Below are 20380 nucleotides of genomic sequence, written 5' to 3' on the forward strand. Positions count from 1 at the left end.
CAGACGCAAACCAAGAAGAAGAAGAAGACACTTGCCAACCATCAAAATATCGCGCGCGGAGCTCTTTTATGAGCTCCGCGGCCAAGGCCCGACCATGTGCCACCTACACGGTGGCACAGTCGGCAGAAGTCACTTTGCTTTGCTGAGCCCGATATTGGCCGAGCAATTTCAGGTTCTGGATTTCGATCTTCGAGGTGTTGGTGACAGTGCTTCGGATCCGATGCCCGATCGACTGGTCGACTGGGCGGACGATACGATCGAACTTCTCGATGCGCTTGGAATTGATCGGGTTAGCCTTCACGGGTCGTCGGCCGGCGGGCTCGTCGCACTGGAGTTCGCTGCAAAGTATCCGGAGCGCGTGGACCATCTGATATTGAGCTGCATTCATGCGCGCCCTGACGACGCCGATCGTCTGCGCAGACGCATCCGTGCGGCGCTGACGGATGCCTCCGACCCGGAGGCGCTCCTCGCTTGGTATACATTCATGTTCTTTTCGCGAGGCTACCTCGAATCCGCGCAAGCAGGCGAAGGCATTGCACTGCTGCATCGCATCGCGGAGACGATGCACGCCGCCCATTTGCGCACGCCGAGCGGCGGCCCCAGAACAGATGTGGATATGTCCGCCGTCTTGGAACGGATTGTCCGGCCGACGCTCGTGATCGCGGGCTCCCAAGACATAACGATACCACTCAACGGGGGACCGTCTGGAGTAGGTCCTGGAGAAATGGCGTGCCGGTTGCGTGGCCAGTTCGAGGTCATCGATGCGGGTCATCTCGCGCTCGTCGAACGCCCGCAAGAAGTGGCGGAGATCATCACGCGCTGGATCGACGGCGAAGCCTCCGCCTTGGCGCAACAATTACATCACGGGAAACATGCCCGCGATGAACAACAATCCAATTGGGAAGTGGGATAATGCCTGACCAATCTAAATTCGGCTGGCTTGAGACGCAAAGCGTCCTGGTTGATGGACTGAGCGACGACGCTCTGGGACTTGCGGACTTCCTCCTGCAAACGGCCCGGAAAGTCAGCGTTCTTGCGTCCGATCAACACCAAGGGGAGCCTTCCCGGATCACCAAGCTGGTGGCCGCGGGAGCAACACTCATCGAACGGGACGAGGCCAAGGAGCTGGATTTCGGCGATGCGGACACGATATTCGTCGATCTATTCACGTCTCCACGCTCGGCGTTGGTCGAAGAGGCACGAAAGCGGAATTTAACGCTTTCGTCCCTTGCGGAGGTGATCGTCAAATCCCAGCCGGACCAAACGATCGGCGTCACTGGCTCGGCAGGAAAGACGACGACGACATACCTGATTAGCGCAGTTCTCCGGGCCGCCGGACTGTCTGCACGCGCTTCGACGGACGATCGCTTCACGCCGTCAGGTCCTGGCCACGCCATGCTCGCATCTCTGCCTTCTCTTGGTGACGACGCCTGGAGGGTCGTCGAGCTGACGAGCCATCATCTCGAATACGTCAGCACGAGCCCGCACATCGCGGTCGTTACCAACCTGTTCGCCGATCATCAGGATTGGCACGGATCGTTCGATGCCTATCGTGACGCCAAAAAACGGCTGCTGTCGTTCCAAGGCATCAACGACGTCGCTGTGCTGAACTACGACGACCTGATCGTCAGGTCGGACTTCGCTCCGATCGTCAAGGGACGTACGGTCTTCTACAGCAAGACTGATGCCAGCGATGCGGACGTCTTCGTGTCGAACGGTGCGATCCTGGTCCGATCCGCCGCTCAGGGAGCGAGCAAGCTTTGCGCTGTAAGCGACCTTTCGATGCCGCGTCATCACATTTCGAATGCCTTGGCAGCGACTGCAGTGGGCATCGCGGCCGGGGCAAGGCTCGAAAGCATAGCGAGCGCCTTGCGGACATTTGCTGGTCTTCCGCAGCGGGGGCAGGTCGTCGGGAATGTCGGTTCGGTCGCTATCCACGACGATACGATCGCCCTCAACCCGAAAAAGGCACTCTCAGGGCTGGAAGCCTTTGCATTCGACGACGTCGTCGTCGTTTCCGGCGGGGCGATGGTCTCACCAGGCGGGGAACAGCGCGTCAGCAGCGATCTGGAGAAGGCTGATCTCCAGCTTTACTGCCGCGAGCTTGGTCGCAAAGCGAAAGCGGTTGTCCTCTACGGTGACGGCGGGGAAGTCATTCTCAAGATGCTGGAGAAGGACGGGCAGCAGCGCTTGACCGTCGAGGTCGCACCAGACTTCGAAGCCGCGCTGACTCAGGCGGTATCGCAGGCGGATCCAAACGGCAGGGTATTAGTCGCCCCGGTCTTCTACAACCGTCCGGCCGATTTGAAGCAGATCATCGAACGAGCAGTTCAGCCGCAGAGCTGACGCTCAAAAAACGACCGTCTTCCAGAAGCCAAGAGGAATATCGATGATTGGTACGACCGGCTTTATCCTCAAGCGAAGGAATGGGCTCAGCGGCAATGGCGACGCGACGGAAAACCTCTTTCCGGACAGCGGGGCAGAGATCCGCCTTATGAGGCCTATCGAATTCCACGGCTGGCTGGATCGCGCCGGTTTCGAGGTTCTCGCTGTCGCCGAAGACGACGCGGAAACGAATCTCGATGGGCAAAGGCTATGGGTGGTGCTCGGCGGCGCCATCCGCAGCCAAGACGAGGCTTTTGCAGAGAGGTTCCCCCCTCCAGGGGGAAAAAAGGACAGACCACAGAGCCCGAAGTCTGGAAATCGTTGCCGGGATGTCCTGTTTGAGGCGGTAGCCTCTCGGACATGTGAACAACTGAATAGCGGTCGCCCGTGATGAGCAACAATCCAATCAGAAAGTGGGATAATGCCTGACCAATCAAAATTCGCCTGGCTTTCGACTCAAAGCGTCCTGGTCGATGGACTGAGCGACGACGCCTTGGGACTTGCTGACTTCCTCAAGCAAACAGCACGGAAAGTCAGCGTTCTTGCGTCCGATCAACACCAACAGGAGCCTTCCCGGATCGCAAAGCTGGTGACCGCGGGAGTGACACTCATCGAACGGGGCGAAACTAAGGAGCCGGATTTTGGCGACGCGAAGACGATGTTCGTCGACCTGTTCACCTCTCCACGCTCAGCGTTGATCGAAGAAGCGCGAAAGCGGAATTTGACGCTCTCGAGCCTCGCTGAAGTGATCGTAAAATCCCAACCAAACAAAACGATTGGCGTCACAGGCTCGGCAGGAAAGACGACGACGACCTATCTTATTAGCGCAGTGCTCCGGGCGGGTGGACTGTCTGCACGCGCTTCGACGGACGATCGCTTCACGCCATCCGGTCCTGGGCACGCCATACTTGCGTCCCTGCCTTCGCTTGACGACGACACCTGGAGAGTGGTCGAGCTGACGAGCCATCATCTCGAATATGTCAGCACAACCCCGCACATCGCGGTCGTTACCAACTTGTTCGCAGATCATCAGGATTGGCACGGCTCCTTCGATGCCTATTGCGACGCTAAAATGCGTCTCCTGTCTTTTCAAGGCGCCGATGACGTCGCCGTGCTGAATTACGACAACGAAGTTGTCAGGACGCGCTTTGCTCCGATCGTTAAGGGGCGCACGGTCTACTTTAGCATGACTGACGTCCCTGAGGCCGATGTCTTTGTGTCAAATGGTTCAATCATGGCGCGTTCCGGGGAAGGCACAAGCGAGGTTTGCGCGGTGAGCGACCTTTCGATGCCCCGCCATCACATTCCGAACGCTTTGGCGGCAACCGCCGCAGGCATTGCAGCCGGAGTACGCCTCAAAAGTATTGCGATCGCTTTGCGAGGGTTCAAAGGTCTTCCGCAACGAGGTCTGGTTGTCGGACATGTAGGTTCGGTCGCTATTCACGACGATACGATCGCGCTTAGCCCGAAGAAGGCCCTGTTGGGCCTCGAAGCATTTGCATTCGACGACGTTATCGTCGTTTCCGGCGGGGCTTTGATCGCACCGGGCGGGGAGCAATGCGTCAGCAGCGACCTGGAGAAGGCGGATGTCCAGCTTTACTGTGCAGCGCTGGGCCGCAAGGCGAAGGCGGTCGTTCTCTATGGCGACGGCGGGCGAGTGATCCAAGAAATGCTGAGAAACGAACGGCAGACGCAACTGTTGGTCGACGTCGCACATGATTTCGAAGCTGCCTTGGCCAAGGCTGTCTCGCATGCAGCGCCGATCGGCAAGGTCCTAGTGGCACCACTCTTCTACAACCTTCCCTCTCATCTAAAGCAGATCATCGAAAGAGCTATTCAGCCGGGGCTGAAGCCCGTTCACCACTCAACCAAACCATCAAATGAGATCATGATGACTGTACAAGACAAGCCGGCTCTCGCAACCGAGGCCGCGCCCAGCGTCATCTACCGTAGTGCGGACTGGTACGACCAGCTTTATCCGCAAGCCCTGGAATGGGCGCAGCAAAGTCTTGAGATCGTCAAGACACATGCCGACGGTCAGCTTGAAAAGGTGCTTGACATCGGCTGCGGCACAGGACGAGCACTTGAACTGTTTCAGGGGAGCGGGGCAAGTGCGTGGGGCGTCGATATCCTGCCGACAATGGTGGCAGCGTCCCAGGCACGCTGCCCGGACGCCAACGTTTCGCTCGGCGATATGCGCAGTCTCGCATTGGACGAGACCTTCGACGCTGTCATATCGCTTGGATCTGTCTTCGCGCATGCTCTTACCGACGCCGACGTAGAGGCGACGCTCGGCACGATAGCCCGACTTACCCGGCCGGGCGGTTTGTTGGTGATCCACGTCTTGAACGGTGCCGCGGTGCTGGCAGGGGCCGTCAAACCGGAAGACCTATCGGTGGGTGCACGGGCGGACGACGGTGTCTACCTCGGCGAAGCAACCGGAACGATCAACCGGCGAAACTCACGCCTCGTCCTGAAGCGAATATGGCGCCGAGATGGGAAGCCGGTCTCGGAAGAACAAGTCGAGATCCGGCTCATGATGCCCATCGAATTCCAAGGCTGGCTGGATCGCGCCGGATTCGACGTCCTGGCTATCGCCGATAACGCCGCGCTCGAAGAAACAAATCTTGACGGGCAAAGGCTCTGGGTGGTGGCTCGGCGTCGTTCCTCGCAAAGATAGGCGCCTGTCGGAGAGTCTCCCTCTTCAGGGGCGCGAAAAAAGGACAGACCACGAAGTCCGTAGTCTGGAGATCGTTGTCGGGCTGTGCCGATTGAGGCGATAGGGTCCAGACATGTGAACAATTGAACAGTGGTTAGAATGCAATGACAACCAGAAGTGAACGGATGACGTTGCTTGCCGCGTCAGATCCTGCCGAGCTCGACAAGCATTGGAAGGAGTTCGATCGCCATCCGTCACTGAAATGGACAAGGCGTCCGCAGGTGGGGGCAATCGCAGTCAGGGGGCGCGCCAGCCGCACCGGTTCTCTGTTCGAGCTTGGAGAGATGACGGTGACGCGTTGCTCCGTCGAGGTCGACGGCGTCAGGGGCTATTCTTACGTTGCAGGTCGCAACAAGCGACACGCCGCACTGGCAGCCGTGTTCGATGCGCTGGCCGAAAGTGATGGGCTGAATCGATCGCAGATCGAGCGCATTTTGGCCGATTTGCAAGCAAAGCTCGATCGTCGCCGTGCCGGGAAGATCGCCCGGGCGAACACCAGCGTAGTCGATCTTCAGGAGTAGTAATATGGCTTCCGATATCACCTCTTCAGGCACCGCGGTATCACAGTGGGACGGCGACCACTCCGAGAACCGAGGATTCCGAGTAGTCCTGCGGGCGATGAGCAGGCCTGGCGCGGCGGTGCGTGTCGACGATACGAACGCAATCGATAACGGACAGCTGCCTCCAGCAATCAGTTGCCTTGCCAGATGCCTTATCGGTGCCGGAACTCCGGTCTGGGTCGATGCAGCTTTCAATTCGCCCCAAACTAAGGACTTCCTTTCGCTGTTTTGCGGCGCGACCATGGTCGACGAGCCGACGGCTGCGGCTTTTGCCTTTGTCGGATCGCCAGCAGATATGTTGCCGATCAACGCTTTTGAGTTGGGTGAGCAGGACTATCCCGATCGCTCGACGACGCTCGTCGTCTGGGTTCCCGATCTGATGGGAGGGCCATCGGTAACGCTTACGGGGCCCGGCATTAAGACGACCGTGACGATCGAGCCTAAGGGCCTTCCCGCGTGGTTCTGGCCGGCTTGGGATGACAACACGAAGATCTTTCCTCGCGGCATAGACATCTTTTTTACAGACGGTGTGAGCCTCGTCGGCTTACCGCGCACCTCCAGGCGGAACTAAGAAAATGTATCTGAAAAATAGTGGCGAAGACGCCATTAAGGCATCACACCGTTTGCTGGCGGCCAAACGCCGGGGAGACCTTCAGGTTCCGGAGCTTTCGGTCGACCAGATAGAACAGCAAATGAGTCTTGCGGTCGATCGTGTGATGGTCGAGGGAGGACTGTACGACAGAACGCTCGCAGCTCTGGCGATTAAGCAGTCACAAGGCGATGTGGTGGAGGCTGCATCGCTTATGCGTGCCACGCGCGCTACGCTTGAACGCTTCGGCGCAAGTGAACCAGTCGATCCGGGCAGGATGACCGTTCAACGCCGGATTTCGACGACGCACAAGGACATACCAGGCGGGCAAATTCTTGGCCCCACCTACGACTATACGCACCGGTTGCTCGACTTCGACACTGCGGTACCTGAAGGACTGGAAGACGTTGCCGACGAACTGGCCCCCTTGTCGGAGGCATCTTCCGACCTGTCGTTGGATGTTCACGCCCTGACCGGCAGCGATTTCGTCGAAGTTGAGCGAGACGAACGCGACTTCAGCGGCGACGCAGATCACACCGATGCTAAGAGCCGGAGATCGTCAGATCGTGGGGAGCGCCTCCGGAGGCTGGCGAGCGGCGACGAGGGTTTTCTTCTTGGTGTCGCATATTCGAGCATGAGAGGTTATGGCAACACAAAGGGCTTGGTCGGTGAGATACGCTACGGTGATGTGATGGTTGAGTTCACCGTCCCCGAGCTGGGCATCGTCGTTGGCGTCGGCGACATCGAACTGACGGAATGCCAGACATTGCACCCGTTCTTTGGAAGCAGGGACAAGGCGCCGGAGTTCTCCCGTGGCTATGGTTTGACGTTCGGGCAGGCCGAACGCAAGGCAATTTCCATGGCTGTCGTCGACCGGGCTTTGCGCGGCGAAGAGTTCGAGGAAGAGGTAAAGTATCCCGTTCAGGACGAAGCGTTTGTCCTGCCTCACGCAGACAGCGTCAGCTCATCAGGCGTCGTTCAGGTGCTGAAGCTTGCTCACTACGTCCATTTTCAAGGGCATCTGCAAGAACTGGAGGCCCTGAGGGCTCGCCATAAGCAAAATCTTGCGCCTGGCGAGGAGATGAAAGAATGACCATAGACCCGATCCCTCCTTTCGTCGAAGATGTCGGCACCAACTTCGCCTATCTCGACCCGCAGACCAAGCGTAGCATTCGTCGAGCTATCCTGAAGGCTGTCGCGATCCCGGGTTATCAGGTCCCGTTCGACAGTCGCGAGATGCCGATGCCTCCCGGATGGGGAACAGGTGGCCTGCAGGTCACCGCAAGCCTGCTTACTCCGGATGATACCCTGAAGGTGATAGACCAGGGAACGGACGACGCTACAAACGCCATCACGATCCGGGCTTTCTTCTCCAAGGTGTCAGGCGTTCCGATGACGGAGCGGACGGAAAGCGCGACAATTATCCAGACGCGTCATCGCATTCCCGAAACGCCTTTAAACGAAAACCAGATCCTTGTGCTGCAGGTACCTCAGCCTGAACCGTTCCGGCGTCTTATCCCCAGCGAAAAGGAGACGCGCAAGATCCACGCCCTTGGAAACTACGGCCTGATGTCCGTCATGCTTTATGAGAACATTGCAAGGCTCGGCCGGGTTGCCATTGCCTATGACTATCCGGTCAGGGTGCACGATCGATATCTAGCTTCGCCTTCGCCCATTCCCACTTTCGACAACCCGAAGCTTGATAACAGTCCGGCATTGGCGATCTTTGGAGCGGGCCGCGAAAAGCGCATCTATGCGATCCCTCCCTTTACGAAGGTGCGCAGCCTCGAGTTCGACGACTACACGTTCACGACGCAAAGCTGGGAGGCGCGATGCTCCCTATGCGGATCCTCCCACACTTATCTGGAGCAGATCGGCCAGGGTGACAAGGGAAGCACGCGCTACGTCTGCTCCGATACCTATTATTGCAAGAGCCACGCTCACGCGGATGAGCAACGCTGACTGCATTTCAAATCAATCGAAACACAACAAGCAAGAGCAATACACATGTCACTTCCAATGCCGAGCACCAATCAAATCGCTTCTCTCGAATTCACCAATGCCCGCATCGTGACCCCGACCGAGATCGTTCACGGCACTCTTCGCGTCGACGGAGAGACCATAGTGTCGGTTGAACAAGGGGGGAGAGCTTCGCCTGCGGCAATCGACTGCAATGGCGACTATCTGCTCCCCGGACTGATCGACGTTCATACGGATCATATCGAGAAACACGCGGTTCCGCGCCCACGCGTCTTCTGGCCCACGACTTCTGCGATCCTAAACTACGATGCGGCGATCATCTCCGCCGGCGTGACGACAGTATTTGATTCGCTGTGTGTCGGAGCTGCCGGCAAACCATTTCGCAAGCGCATCCTTCCGGAACTCATCCAGGGACTGCACGCGACCGGCGCCGCAGGCCTATTGAAGGCGGAGCATCTTCTTCATCTTCGGTGCGATCTTTTTGATCCCGATCTCGAAGAAGATCTCGAGAGCTTCATTGATGATCCTTCGCTCCGCTTCATTACGCTCATGGACGACAGCGCGCCGCGCCGGTCGGACGACTATTACCGCCGCGTGCAGCGAGAACGCGGGGAGACTGACGCCGAAGAGATCGAGAACCGTCTCCAGGCAAGTCATGCAAACGATCCCACCACTGCTGCGCGGATCCGGCCGTGGATCGTCAAATTAGCCAGGGAGCGGGGCATTGTGGTCGCCAATCACGATGACGCTTCTGCCGGACATGTCAAGGAAGCGGTTGAGCTCGGAATATCGCTCATTGAGTTCGCGATCACTGAGGAAGCTGCTGTCGCCGCACACGGGGCTGGCATGACTGTGATAGCCGGCGGCGCTAACGTCGTGAATGGAGGCTCTCATTTCGGCGGCGTGTCTGCAGAAGACCTGGTCAGGCGTGGAATAGCCTCCATCCTTTGCTCGGATTACGTCCCGGCAAGCTTGCTTCAGGCCGTATTCCGCATCGCCGGGAATGACGGTGGCCCATCGCTATCCGAAGCGGTCGCGCTCGTTACCGCCAATCCGGCAAAAACGTTTGGGCTCGACGACCGTGGTGCAATATCGGCGGGCAAACGTGCCGATATTGTCCGGGTCTCAACCTTCGATGGTGAGCCTTTGGTTAGCTCCGTCTGGCGGCAGGGGCGACAGGTTTTCTAGCCAATGCCGAAAGCATTCAATCAGCGACGCCGGAAAAGAGGAACTTGAATTGCCAGTAGAAATGGAAAATCGAGGTCCCTCGGCCGGGAATGATCAGGACTTTTACCGTCCATTGTTGGAGGTGAACGGCGTCACGAGATTGTATCTGAATGGCCTCGGCTGCCGGGATATCTCTTTTGTCGTCCATCCGGGTGAAGTGGTCGGAATCGTCGGAGAGAGCGGGTCTGGCAAATCTACCCTTCTGTCGTGCATATCGGGCCGGGCGACGATTGATAAAGGTTCCGTGATCTATGACATGGAAGGGGTCGGGCCCAAAAACATCTTCGAAATGTCGGAGGTAGAGCGGGAACGATTGGCTTTAACGGAATGGGGTATCATCCATCAGAATCCGCGCGACGGGGTCCGCATGGACGTCAGTGCCGGCGGAAATATCGGTGAGCGCCAGATGAGCCTGGGTCTTCGGCACTACGGAAAAATCCGGCAACAGGCGGGCGATTGGCTTGAGAAGGTCGAGATAGATCTTGATCGTATCGACGATACCCCGAAGGCCTTTTCAGGGGGCATGCAGCAGCGCCTCCAGATTGCCAGAAACCTTGTAACCCACCCAAGATTGGTCTTCATGGACGAACCGACTGGCGGTCTGGACATCTCGGTCCAGGCCCGCATCGTGGACCTGCTGCGGGCACTGGTTCGTGAGCTTGGTCTCGCCGTGATCATCGTCACTCATGATCTGCCGATGGTTCGGTTGCTGGCCGACCGCCTGCTCGTCATGCAACGCGGCACTATCATCGAAGAGGGTCTTACTGACCAGGTGCTGGATGATCCGCATCACCCCTACACTCAGCTACTCGTTTCGTCCCTCCCGCGGGCGTAGCGCCCGGAGCATCCCATGACCATTCGACTAAGCACGCGCAACCTGACCAAGAGTTTCACACTTCACACACAGGGAGGCGCAGTTATCCCGGTCTTCAAGAACATCAATCTCACCGTATCGGGCGGTGAATGCGTATGCCTGCACGGCCCCTCCGGCGCGGGGAAATCAACCCTGCTGCGTTCTCTCTATGCGAATTACAAGCCGGATTCGGGACAGGTTTTTGTCGAGCACCTTGGAGTAGTGACCGATCTTACGGGTGCGAAGCCTTGGCATGTGAAAGCTATCCGGCAGAGGACGATCGGGTATGTAAGCCAGTTTCTGCGCGCCATTCCTCGTGTTTCCTGTCGTGACGTGGTCATCGAGCCGGCACTCGCGCTGGGTCTTGATGTGGAGGAGGCAAGAGAGCGTGCTGAAACTTTGTTAAACCGTTTGCGCGTTCCGGAACGACTCTGGTCGCTGGCCCCCGCTACGTTCTCCGGCGGTGAGCAGCAGCGCGTCAACATCGCGCGCGGCTTTATCGTCGATTATCCGATCCTGCTGCTCGACGAGCCAACCGCGTCACTCGATGCCGCCAACCGGCAGACCGTCATTGAATTGATCAACGAAGCCAAGGCGCGTGATGCGGCCGTAGTCGGCATTTTTCATGATGAGGAGGTCCGCGACGCCGTCGCAGACCGGCTGTTCGCGGTCGGGAAGGTGTCAGTGAGCGACGCGCTTGCGGAGCCGACGAAACGCAAGGTTGCCGTCTGGTGCCGGACCTGCCCTCACGCCGATTTGCAATCTACTACACGCCCGCGCCGGAACATCCGCTGACGGTGGCGGCGAGGACCTGGCTCGGGCGGGACGCCTTTGCGCCGGGGACAGGCACCGCCGATGTCGGTAAGCGAGAGTTCATATCAGAGCCCCGGCGCTACGGATTCCACGCGACGCTGAAAGCGCCGTTCCGGCTCAAGGAAGGAACCCCAGTTGAGGCGCTTGAACGGGCGCTGCGGGGCTTTGCGGCATCGATGTCAGTCTGCCCGATCGGTCCCATGCGGATCGACCTCATTGGCGGCTTCTTCGCCCTCGTTCCGGTCCACCCATTGCCAACGCTGCGGGGTTTCGCGTCGCGCGTCGTCGAGACACTCGATCGGTTTCGGGCGCCAATGGATGGGGACGATCTCAAGCGGCGCATGAGCCATCAGCTCGACGACGTCGAGACGACCAATCTCGTCACCTGGGGCTATCCTTACGTCCGCGACCGGTTCCGCTTCCACATGACCTTGACGGATCGTGTACCGGAAGAACAGCGTGCTGGAATGCGGAATCGGCTGGATGCTGTCTTCCAGCCGTATCTGTCAGAGGACTATCGTATCGATGTCCTGTCGCTCTTCGTGCAGGAACATCGCAATGCCGATTTCGTCGTCCGCTCGCAGTTCGCTTTGAAGTCTGGCGCGGCCCTCAGGACGGCGGTCTGATGCCCAGGGAGTTGCGTGGCCATCTTGTCCTTGTCGTCGGTCCCAGCGGCGCGGGCAAGGATACCCTCATCGACTATGCACGCGACCGGCTTCGGGCCGATCCGCGCGTGTACTTCGTGCGCCGGATCATCAGTCGTCCGGCAGGTCCCGGCGAGGATCACGAACCCGTCGAGACGGACGAGTTCGACCGTCGTGGTCGCGACGGCGGTTTCTCGCTCCACTGGCGGGCGCACGGCCTTTCCTACGGCATTACGTCGGAGATCGATGACTGGCTGGAACGCGGCGATGTCGTGGTGGCCAATGGCTCGCGAGCCATTCTGCCAGCCGCGCGGCGGAAATACCGGCAATTGCTTGTCGTCAATGTCACCGCGCCCATGGACGTTTTGGCGTTGCGTCTGGTCGAACGGGGGCGCGAAAATCTGGAGGGCATCAGACAGCGTCTGCTCCGGAGCGAGCAGCAAAGCATCGAAGGTGACGACGTGCTGCATATCGACAATTCGGGTTCGCCCGAAGACGGTGGCGAAGTGCTGATCCGCATTCTTCTTTCGATCCACAGTGCAAGTCGGGACCGCTGATTTTTTCAAGGAAATTTCCGTCGCAAGCCTCGCTCGCAAAAGCCAAAGTTTCGCAGTGAGGAGCAGAAAAGTGGCGCATCGCTCGAAGGTCGGCCGCAACTGATGACCGTTCCCGACTTCATCCATGCCGGCGAAACTCATGTCATCACCCGCATCGAGCGGCAGGCTGAAGGCATCACCGCCGCCAGGAAACGTGGCATCTACAAAGGGCGCCCACCGAAGATTGATCGCGCAGAAATCCTGCTTCGCCTGCAACAGGGTCAGGGACCCAGCAAGATTGCCCGCGATCTCGGTATATCGCCCGGCGCGGTCTAGCAGGTCCGCAAAGGTGTTTCCGAATGAGCAAGGCAAACCGCATCACCCGTTTGACGTCGAGCATATTCCCGATCGCCGCGGCTTCAAGTTCACCGCCGACAATGTGGCCATGCTGCTCAAAGTTCACGTCAAACCCTGATGTTCACCAATTGTTCTCCGACTTGGCCAAAATCCCATATGTGGAACGGCCCGCTTAGCAAGATCTTTCCTCGAGCATTTCCCAAATAAGGACGGTGCGGGGAACCATGCCGTCTGTTCCCAAGATATCAGGAATTGACTTGATCAGTCTCGGACGGTTGTACGTCAAGAGGCAATAGCGCGTAGCCAACCTGATCAATGTGCGCCTGATTAAGGGCCTCTATAGCGTCATCACGTATATACAGCACTTTTCCAGCTCGTTTTTCAGTCAAACCCGGAACATGCATTCTGGTGACCACACCGCGGTTCTCCATAACCTTCGAAAGGAGATCCAACTGCGAGTAGTGTGAGTCCACACTTTTTGCCAATCCCTGGATGGTGGGCCTGCGACCATTATATATTTCGGCCGCCAGTCGATTGACGAAAGCGATCTGACGATAGCGAGTCGATCCCGTGTCATTGGCGAACCGGGATTTGTCGATCATCTCGCATAGTATGAGCAGATCATTCGGCTGAAGCAGGATCGGTGCAGGTATTGGTTCCATGGGTTTAGCCGGACGCCCGGCCATAGCAGCTAAACCCGAAACAACCAACTGTCCAAGGACCACAGGTATCCGGGCCCCCAACATCTGCGCCATAGCCACAACTTTTTCATGCTCCTCGCGGGGCAGAAACAACTTTGTTTCCACATGGCCTGGTTCGAGGGATTCCGCCCGCCATTTTTCACGGTATTCTGTGTACTTCGATTTTGATGTCATGGCTTTTGTGTTTTGCTCTGCATTGCTTGGAACAGAACAAGGTTGGGGTGTGGCATGTCCGGAAACGCCCATAGCCCCGCCCTGGACTGCTTGGCCGTGGCTTCTGCCACAAGGTAGGGCATGTAGACAGGTTTTGCGCCATTTGAAAAGGCCGCGAATGCAAACCCCTCAGTGATGAGGACTGTGCCGAGATCAAGCGATTTGTCACCAACATGCGCCGAACAAATGACCAGGATGGTCGCAGGCTCCTGCGGTGTCGTCGAAGGCAACTGCGCTATCGGAGAACAGGTTGGTTTGGTATCCCGTATCGTCGCTGCGAGCATCGCCAACGATACGGTTCCGCAATCTTGTTTTATTCCAGAATGATCAGTGTACAGGGTGCCGCGAATGCATGCCTGTACACCGTAGAGCCGCAGTTTTTGCGTTCCCTGCTGCCAGGTATCGCCTGTAAGAAACGATAATCCAGTTTGCGGGATTGAAAAAACCCGTGCGGCAGGCTGTGGCCGCGACTGATCGGTCTGTTGAGCAGCTCCTATTGTGGAATACAGGGCGATGATGCCGGATGATATGATTGCGATCGAGCGCATCGTAAAGTTCTCCCAATGACCAAGGAAAGCGGAAAGCTTGGTTCAACCTTAGCGACGTTGTGGAACTAGGATCTGGTGCCGGGAGTGGTGCAGTTGGTGCCGTCGCTCGAATTGGTGATGCAGCTCACATCGTACCCAGCACCTGATACCAGGTACTTGCAGACACTCGTTCCCGCACCATCAGCTGTCCCAGGAGCGGTGCAATCCATGCCACTCTTGACGAGATTATCCAGCTTGCCGCCTTTGCCGCAGCCAAATTGGCATGCTTTGAGAATGGAGGATTGGGTGATCTTGGCGCAGGTTCCGTTGTGGCAGACCTCCTTCGCCAAGGCAGAGGTCATGCCGTTCCTTTGAGCTTTCGCCCATTCTCGTTGCTGGTACGGGATCCATGCAGCGACCTGGGCTGACGGGTCATTGAGAAACTGTTGTGGGGTTCCGTTATAGAATTCCTGGAATGTGCCGCTATTGCAGAACTGAAAAGCGCCATAACAGGTGACGCCGTTCACTGCCGGGGAGACGCTGGAAAAGTTTCCCTCACTTTTGGAAACGTTCGCAGCGTATTCGGCGCATGCGCTCGGCATGCCGGCATTCATGAGACTGACCGCGCTTTCGCCTGCGAATGCCAAGGAACTGGTAAGGGTGAGAAAGAAGCCGGTGTTTGCGAAAAAGCTGCCGAGGGTTCTCATTTTATCGGCTCCACATCATAGGAACCGATGAAGGGCTTGGCCGCCTCGTCAAGTTCCTGTGTTGTGATTTTCTTATAGTTCAGGGAAAGCGATGCGGACCCGCCGAGCATGACTTGTGGATTGGCTACCACCTGTGTTTGTCCATCTTTAGACTTGTGCACGAGCAGCGTGGTACACATGGTCTGCATATTGCAGTCTCCGCTCGTTTGCGACAGCAACCACTCACCGGATGGGGTTGTGAGACGCGCGGTGTAGATGTCCGGGTGGTGCGGGGGATTGCCATATGCTGCCAGATCCTGCGAATCCCAGACACCGTCGGGATCCCGGCTTGCATTCTTTAAGGTTAACTGAAGGTTGAACTTGTATCCGTCATCAGCCTTTGCTTGCATCGTCGGGACAAGCAAGGAAAGCACCGTTGCCGGCATTAAAATGCGAGTCGTCAGTCTCATTGCTGGTTCCTTCTCCGATAAGCAAAATTGAAGATTTTTCGGGCGCTGTCACAGGTGAGAAAACACAGCGAGCAGGTCATGAGATAAGCCATACGAACGGTGCGCCAGGCGTAGTAGGCGCCTATGCAGCCCATCCCCGCGACAATGAGAGCTTCGTAGGGCCGGGAGATCGGATCAGCGGCGACGGCTTGGATCCATTTGAAAAGTTCGTTGACCCACAGGCCAGCCGTGGCTAGTGCGCCGACAAATAAAATGGCGGGACCGATTGGACCAGCCTCTGGTTGCTTCTCTGTACCGTAGACATAGATATTTTGATCATGATTCATGGTGTAGCTCCTTTTTCGCAGTCGCAGTATATCATTTGATGTACCTGGATGGAATCCACCATGATCACTATGTGCTTGTTTTTCCTGTCGTTTTAAACGTTCGTTGGTCTGCGCCCTATTTATTCAGGGCAAACCAAACGCGCTGCTTCACGCCCTTGTTGTTCGGAATGTCAAAGTAATACGGCTTGTCGCGAAGCTTGCGCGGTTGGGTCTGTTCGAGGGAACAGGAGCCGAGACTGTTGCCGCTGTAGACCCGTTCGGTCTCAACGCCAGCCGGAGTTTGCCTTAAAAGTTCTCTCGCCGCCTTGCTGTTGCAGTTTCCGAGATTGCGTTTGCAGATGTTCGCGTCTCCTCGACTGGCCACGCTGTTATTTCCGGAACCTGAGCCGTCACCGGTTGCAGACCAGCCTGCCGGGCAGGGCTCGTAGCGTTCCAACCCCGGCTTACCGGCGTTGCCTCCTTTGCATATCGGCCAGGAAAAGCCGGGCAGAGACATGGCAGCAATGAGTTTTTGCATCGGCGGAACGCAATACGGCACGCCGTGCCAGGAGGGATTGTCCGAGGCTGCACAGAGCAACACCTGACAGCCCCACGAGGCGTCGGCTGCTCGCGCTGCGGTGCCCGCCATCAACAGCATGCCGACTGCGCCAGCCGATGCCAAAAGGCCACTCCCAACACTTTTCATGTGATCCCTCAATGGTTGCTAAAAAATAATTCTTGCTAGGGTAATATTTCTCGCTATAGATGATATATAGTGCCGTCAATCGCGTCGCGGCTGTCTGGTCGGGGATGGTCGACGCACTCCTGAGTGCCGCAAATGGGTAAATAATCACTTTTATAAGTTACCTGAAAAGAGAGGGCAACATGAAGGGGCTGGTCTTCGTTTCAAGCGCAACAGTAATTTGGCTGTGCAGCGCAGCGTGGGCGGAGCCGGCGCCTGCCTTGGCAGATGACGGTCCGGTTCAGGTCACTGCCGTCGAAAAGCAGCCCGTTGACCGCATCACGCGAAGAGTGATCGAAGCAGCGACCTCGACAGCGCCACGCCCGCGCCCGGACGTGTCTATTCGTGCCTTACCCATGGGGATACATTCTGACAACACCCCGCCGTCAAAGTACGCTGACCAAGGTTGCCTCGACAATGAATTCGACATCAATGCCGTAAAGACCATGATCGAGGCTGAAGCCGCGCGTCAAGGAGCGGATGCCAAGCTGGCGCTTGCGATCGCAGATCAGGAATCCGGATTTGGCGCCAGCGTTAATTCGACCGCTGGCGCTCGCGGCATCATGCAATTGATACCGGCCACGGCCGCGCAGTATGGCGTCACGGATATTTGTGACGCTGCCCAGAACATTCGTGGCGGCATCGCGTTCCTGAAGGATCTCGACGTGACCTTTGGCGGCAACGTCATGTTGATGGTTGCCGCTTATAATTCCGGCGAAGACCGCGTGTTGAAATCAGGCGGCATCCCCTCGATCTCCGAGACTGTCAACTACACGGCACGAGTCACCAATGCCTATTATGGATTCAACAATACGCTGAAGGGCGGCAAGCGCACCAAATCCAATGCGGTTGCCGATAGTGCGGCACAGCAGCTGTCCGGCGTGACCGAACTTCCGGTTCAAACGATCGGCGACGGATCTCCCATCCCCATCAATCAACCGAAATCCAGAACCGACGGGGGCCGCCACCAATGGATCGGCGGTTCGGTTCTCTATGTTCAATAGGAGACAGAGCATGAAGACTGCGACCAAGACCCGGTTTTTGAACACGACTTGTGCCGCTCTGATGATCGCCCTGGCGATTGCCGGCAACCCCGAGATATCTGCCGCCGCTGGCGGCGGCGATGTATTCCAGCCCATCAACAATGTGTTTGAGCAGGTCCTGACGTTCATGACCGGCACCTTTGCGACAACGGCTGCGACGATCGCGGTTGGGGCCGTTGGTTATCTCGCATTGACCAGCCGCGTTCCCTGGTCCTGGCTGTTCTCGATCGTTGTCGGAGTGGCGTTCATCTTCGGTGGCGCTCAGCTCGTCTCTTCCATTACCGGCGGGATCGGAAACTAAGCCATGAATACGGAACAAACAGATCCGGACAAGCCGCAAGCCGTCCCACTCGTGCTCGGTTTGACCCGGCCACGCATGCTGTGGGGCATCCCGTGGGGCTTGTTCGTGGCTGAGATCGTTCTGGTGTTGATGATCTTCCTCAACACCAAGAACCTTCTGATGTTTCTGCTGATCCTGCCGATGCACGCGGCCTCGTATGTGCTGACGATCAAGGATGCCCGGCTTGTCGATATCATCCGGGTTCGTCTGTTGAAATGCGCCGGCACCCGGAACGCCAGGTTCTGGGGCGGTAACTCCTACACGCATTGAGGAAAAAATGGTCTTACAGCGGGCGGTACGCAGTTCACTGAAGTTCGGGACCGTTGCGGCGCGTGAGAAAAAGATTTCTTCGCACGTGCCTTATGTGCGGCACGTCGATGAGACCACGCTGCGCACCAAGGAGGGCATGATCCTGTCAATCCTGAAGATTGACGGGTTCTGCCACCAGACGGCGGACCAGTCGGAAATCGATATGAAGGCGAATGTGCGCAATACGCTGATGCGTTCGTTGGGCGACAGCCGCTATGCCGTTTACAGTCACATCATTCGTCGCCGGATCACCCCGTAGACAGCGGGATCCTTCGCCAATCCATTCTGCCGCGATCTCAATGACCGATACATGCAGGGTCTGGCTGAAAAGCGCATGTACGCCAACGACCTCTATCTGACCGTCATTCGTCGCGGGTTTCAGGGCAAGGTCGGGCTGGCGGATGCATTTGTGTCACGCTTTCGCAACGCCGCCGGTGTTTCCGCCGAGGTGCTTGATCGCGAGGCGCATCAGGAACTTAAGGAACAAGTTGCCAATATCCAGAAGGATATGGCGGAATATGGCGCGCGCATTCTGACCGCGACAGTGCGCAATGGCAGCGTTTATTCCGAACCGCTGGAATTCCTCGCGCAGCTCCTCAATGGCGCGCAGCAAATACCGATGCTGCTGCCACGCATGGGGCTCGACGAATATCTGCCGACACGGCGCATCACATTCGGCAAGAAGCAATTCGAGCTGCGCGGCGCCGTGGATATCGAAACACGCTTCGGATCCATGGTTTCGTCACGCGAATATCCGTCGTGGACAGTATCGGGTGTTCTCGACGGGCTTCTGAAAATTCCGGGTGAGTTTATCGCAACGCAGTCGTTTGCCTTGCAGGACCGCGCCCCGGTGATGGAAGAGATTGCCAAGGTTGAACGGCAGATTGCCGCATCCGATGAGGCCGGCACATCGCTTGAGGAGGCGATCAATCTTGCTCGTGATGAGATTGTAAATGGCCGCGCTGTCATGGGGTACCATCACCTGACAGTCATGGCGATCGGTGACACGCTGAAGGAACTCGAAGCTTGCGTCCAGGCGGTGACCAAGGAAATCCAGAATACCGGCATGGTCACGGTGCGCGAGGACCTGAACGCTGAACCGGCATTTTGGGCGCAACTACCCGGAAACTTCGCCTATATCGCCAGACGCGCCATGATTTCATCGCGCAATTTCTGCGGACTGGCGTCATTTCATAATTTCGCGGTTGGCAAGCCTTCGGGCAATCACTGGGGTCCAGCGATCTCGCTGCTGCAGACGACCTCGATGACGCCATACTATTTCAACTTCCATCGCCAAAAGGTCGGCAATTTTACCGTCGTCGGCCCGACGAATTCAGGCAAAACCACCGGGCTCGCCTTTCTGATGGCGCAGGCGATGCGCGTCACACCGCAACCCCGCTGCGTATTCTTCGACACGCTGCGCGGTGCAGACATCTTTATTCGGGCGCTTGGTGGCCAGTACGAGATCCTGGAACCGGGTGTGGCGACCGGCTTTAATCCACTGCAGCTGGAGGGCTCAGCCAGTGACAGAGCCTTTGTGCTCGATCTTCTGCGCTTTTTGGTACGGCCACGCGACGGCCGGCAGGATCTGTCACCAGAACAGGAGAACATCCTCGAAGCGGCAGTGCAGCGCATCTTCGCCATACCGCCAGCCGAGCGAAATTTCGCGGAAGTTGCGCATCTGTTGCGTGGCGGCGAAAAGGCTGGGCATGATGACTTGGCCTCACGTTTCGACAATTGGTGCGATGCGCGCGGATGGCTGTTCAACAATCCGGTCGATCAGTGGGACGCAGACAAGGGCATCGTCGGTTTCGACCTGACGAAGGTGCTCGACGATCCGGACATTCGCACCGCTGCCCTTGGCTATATTTTCCACCGCATCGAAGGCATGCTCGACGGCAAGACACCGATGATGTTGTTCATCGATGAAGGCTGGAAAGTGCTCAGCGATGATAAGTTCTCGAAATTCCTCAATGAGAAACTGAAGACCATCCGCAGGCTGCACGGCATCGTCGGCTTCGGTACGCAATCGGCGAAAGACATCGTGTCCTCAAAAATGGGGCACACCATTCTGGAACAGACGACGACCAACCTGTTTTTCCCCAATGCCAAGGCGGACCGGGAAAGTTACATCGACGGATTCAAGCTTTCGGAAGTCGAATTCAACTGGGTGCTGACGACGCCACCCGAAGCGCGTCAGTTCCTGGTCAAACATGCAAATGACAGCGTCATCGCGACGCTCGATCTGAGCCACATGCTCGATTTTGTAAAGGTCATTTCGGGCAACGCGGCCACGGTGGCCGAGTGCGAGGATCTACGCTCGGCGTATGGCGATCACCCTGCAAACTGGCTCCCTTACTTTTTGCGGATGGAGGACTGAA

General features: G+C 57.5%; 26 protein-coding genes. 20 read left to right on the forward strand and 6 right to left on the reverse strand.

Features of this window, described 5'->3' with window-relative positions:
• Positions 1 to 94: 94 nt before the first annotated feature.
• The 15 genes from CU103_RS29220 (at position 95) to CU103_RS32610 (ending at position 12781) form a co-directional block, all read left to right on the forward strand.
• Complete coding sequence (locus CU103_RS29220; RefSeq protein ID WP_280954634.1) at positions 95 to 913, forward strand: alpha/beta fold hydrolase; 819 nt, start codon at positions 95 to 97, stop codon at positions 911 to 913.
• The gene (locus CU103_RS29225; RefSeq protein WP_106667555.1) at positions 913 to 2346 is read left to right on the forward strand and encodes a Mur ligase family protein; all 1434 of its coding nucleotides are present in this window, start codon (positions 913 to 915) and stop codon (positions 2344 to 2346) included. Before CU103_RS29220 ends, CU103_RS29225 begins: the two co-directional genes overlap by 1 nt.
• Positions 2347 to 2389: 43 nt before the next feature.
• Complete coding sequence (locus CU103_RS29230; RefSeq protein WP_106667556.1) at positions 2390 to 2776, forward strand: hypothetical protein; 387 nt, start codon at positions 2390 to 2392, stop codon at positions 2774 to 2776.
• A gap of 30 nt (positions 2777 to 2806) precedes the next feature.
• Positions 2807 to 5065: a Mur ligase family protein gene (locus CU103_RS29235; RefSeq protein ID WP_106667557.1), complete on the forward strand. Its 2259-nt coding sequence runs from the start codon at positions 2807 to 2809 to the stop codon at positions 5063 to 5065.
• A gap of 143 nt (positions 5066 to 5208) precedes the next feature.
• Positions 5209 to 5625, forward strand: coding sequence for a phosphonate C-P lyase system protein PhnG (gene phnG, locus CU103_RS29240; RefSeq protein ID WP_106667558.1), 417 nt, complete (start codon positions 5209 to 5211; stop codon positions 5623 to 5625).
• A 4-nt stretch (positions 5626 to 5629) separates the two neighbouring features.
• Entirely contained in the window at positions 5630 to 6235 is a 606-nt protein-coding gene (gene phnH / locus CU103_RS29245) for a phosphonate C-P lyase system protein PhnH (RefSeq protein ID WP_106667559.1), read from the forward strand.
• 4 nt (positions 6236 to 6239) lie between these two features.
• The gene (locus tag CU103_RS29250; RefSeq protein ID WP_106667560.1) at positions 6240 to 7346 is read left to right on the forward strand and encodes a carbon-phosphorus lyase complex subunit PhnI; all 1107 of its coding nucleotides are present in this window, start codon (positions 6240 to 6242) and stop codon (positions 7344 to 7346) included.
• Positions 7343 to 8215 (forward strand): alpha-D-ribose 1-methylphosphonate 5-phosphate C-P-lyase PhnJ, encoded by an 873-nt coding sequence (locus tag CU103_RS29255; protein ID WP_106667561.1) that lies wholly within the window; start codon positions 7343 to 7345, stop codon positions 8213 to 8215. Before CU103_RS29250 ends, CU103_RS29255 begins: the two co-directional genes overlap by 4 nt.
• A gap of 45 nt (positions 8216 to 8260) precedes the next feature.
• Positions 8261 to 9421 carry an alpha-D-ribose 1-methylphosphonate 5-triphosphate diphosphatase gene (locus tag CU103_RS29260; protein ID WP_106667562.1) on the forward strand — a complete coding sequence of 387 codons (1161 nt, stop codon included), beginning with the start codon at positions 8261 to 8263 and terminating at the stop codon, positions 9419 to 9421.
• 61 nt (positions 9422 to 9482) lie between these two features.
• A complete protein-coding gene (gene phnK / locus CU103_RS29265; protein ID WP_106667563.1) occupies positions 9483 to 10295 on the forward strand; it encodes a phosphonate C-P lyase system protein PhnK in 813 nt (270 codons plus the stop codon).
• A 15-nt stretch (positions 10296 to 10310) separates the two neighbouring features.
• On the forward strand, positions 10311 to 11108 hold the full coding sequence (gene phnL / locus CU103_RS29270) for a phosphonate C-P lyase system protein PhnL (protein ID WP_106667564.1): 798 nt from the start codon (positions 10311 to 10313) through the stop codon (positions 11106 to 11108).
• Entirely contained in the window at positions 11045 to 11752 is a 708-nt protein-coding gene (locus tag CU103_RS29275; RefSeq protein WP_106667565.1) for a DUF1045 domain-containing protein, read from the forward strand. The genes phnL and CU103_RS29275 overlap by 64 nt, the downstream gene beginning before the upstream one ends.
• Entirely contained in the window at positions 11752 to 12327 is a 576-nt protein-coding gene (gene phnN, locus CU103_RS29280; protein WP_106667566.1) for a phosphonate metabolism protein/1,5-bisphosphokinase (PRPP-forming) PhnN, read from the forward strand. Before CU103_RS29275 ends, phnN begins: the two co-directional genes overlap by 1 nt.
• A gap of 102 nt (positions 12328 to 12429) precedes the next feature.
• A complete protein-coding gene (locus tag CU103_RS29285; protein WP_106667567.1) occupies positions 12430 to 12642 on the forward strand; it encodes a helix-turn-helix domain-containing protein in 213 nt (70 codons plus the stop codon).
• Positions 12643 to 12655: 13 nt separating this feature from the next.
• The gene (locus CU103_RS32610) at positions 12656 to 12781 is read left to right on the forward strand and encodes a hypothetical protein (RefSeq protein WP_280954633.1); all 126 of its coding nucleotides are present in this window, start codon (positions 12656 to 12658) and stop codon (positions 12779 to 12781) included.
• A gap of 127 nt (positions 12782 to 12908) precedes the next feature.
• Here CU103_RS32610 and CU103_RS29290 read toward each other — a convergent pair whose 3' ends face one another.
• The 6 genes from CU103_RS29290 to CU103_RS29315 all read right to left on the reverse strand — a co-directional run bounded on the left by CU103_RS29290 (position 12909) and on the right by CU103_RS29315 (position 16223).
• Entirely contained in the window at positions 12909 to 13538 is a 630-nt protein-coding gene (locus CU103_RS29290) for a hypothetical protein (RefSeq protein ID WP_106667568.1), read from the reverse strand.
• On the reverse strand, positions 13535 to 14125 hold the full coding sequence (locus CU103_RS29295; protein WP_106667569.1) for a thermonuclease family protein: 591 nt from the start codon (positions 14123 to 14125) through the stop codon (positions 13535 to 13537). The genes CU103_RS29290 and CU103_RS29295 overlap by 4 nt, the downstream gene beginning before the upstream one ends.
• A 65-nt stretch (positions 14126 to 14190) precedes the next feature.
• Positions 14191 to 14811: an acyltransferase gene (locus CU103_RS29300; RefSeq protein WP_106667570.1), complete on the reverse strand. Its 621-nt coding sequence runs from the start codon at positions 14809 to 14811 to the stop codon at positions 14191 to 14193.
• Complete coding sequence (locus CU103_RS29305; RefSeq protein ID WP_146147894.1) at positions 14808 to 15260, reverse strand: hypothetical protein; 453 nt, start codon at positions 15258 to 15260, stop codon at positions 14808 to 14810. Before CU103_RS29305 ends, CU103_RS29300 begins: the two co-directional genes overlap by 4 nt.
• A complete protein-coding gene (locus tag CU103_RS29310; RefSeq protein ID WP_106667572.1) occupies positions 15257 to 15586 on the reverse strand; it encodes a hypothetical protein in 330 nt (109 codons plus the stop codon). Before CU103_RS29310 ends, CU103_RS29305 begins: the two co-directional genes overlap by 4 nt.
• A 115-nt stretch (positions 15587 to 15701) precedes the next feature.
• Positions 15702 to 16223 (reverse strand): hypothetical protein, encoded by a 522-nt coding sequence (locus CU103_RS29315; protein WP_106667595.1) that lies wholly within the window; start codon positions 16221 to 16223, stop codon positions 15702 to 15704.
• Positions 16224 to 16450: 227 nt separating this feature from the next.
• Here CU103_RS29315 and CU103_RS29320 point away from each other — a divergent pair, with 227 nt between their 5' ends.
• From CU103_RS29320 to CU103_RS29335, 5 genes are read left to right on the forward strand one after another with little or no spacing between them, the layout of a single operon-like run.
• Entirely contained in the window at positions 16451 to 17311 is an 861-nt protein-coding gene (locus CU103_RS29320; protein ID WP_245449064.1) for a lytic transglycosylase domain-containing protein, read from the forward strand.
• Between the two features lie 10 nt (positions 17312 to 17321).
• Positions 17322 to 17651 (forward strand): TrbC/VirB2 family protein, encoded by a 330-nt coding sequence (locus tag CU103_RS29325; protein ID WP_106667573.1) that lies wholly within the window; start codon positions 17322 to 17324, stop codon positions 17649 to 17651.
• Between the two features lie 3 nt (positions 17652 to 17654).
• Positions 17655 to 17960: a VirB3 family type IV secretion system protein gene (locus CU103_RS29330; protein ID WP_106667574.1), complete on the forward strand. Its 306-nt coding sequence runs from the start codon at positions 17655 to 17657 to the stop codon at positions 17958 to 17960.
• Positions 17961 to 17967: 7 nt separating this feature from the next.
• The gene (locus tag CU103_RS32350; protein WP_245449065.1) at positions 17968 to 18258 is read left to right on the forward strand and encodes a hypothetical protein; all 291 of its coding nucleotides are present in this window, start codon (positions 17968 to 17970) and stop codon (positions 18256 to 18258) included.
• Positions 18259 to 18309: 51 nt separating this feature from the next.
• Positions 18310 to 20379 carry a VirB4 family type IV secretion/conjugal transfer ATPase gene (locus CU103_RS29335; RefSeq protein ID WP_245449066.1) on the forward strand — a complete coding sequence of 690 codons (2070 nt, stop codon included), beginning with the start codon at positions 18310 to 18312 and terminating at the stop codon, positions 20377 to 20379.
• Position 20380 lies beyond the last annotated feature (1 nt).

This window comes from Phyllobacterium sophorae (assembly GCF_003010965.1).
Taxonomy (GTDB): domain Bacteria; phylum Pseudomonadota; class Alphaproteobacteria; order Rhizobiales; family Rhizobiaceae; genus Phyllobacterium; species Phyllobacterium sophorae.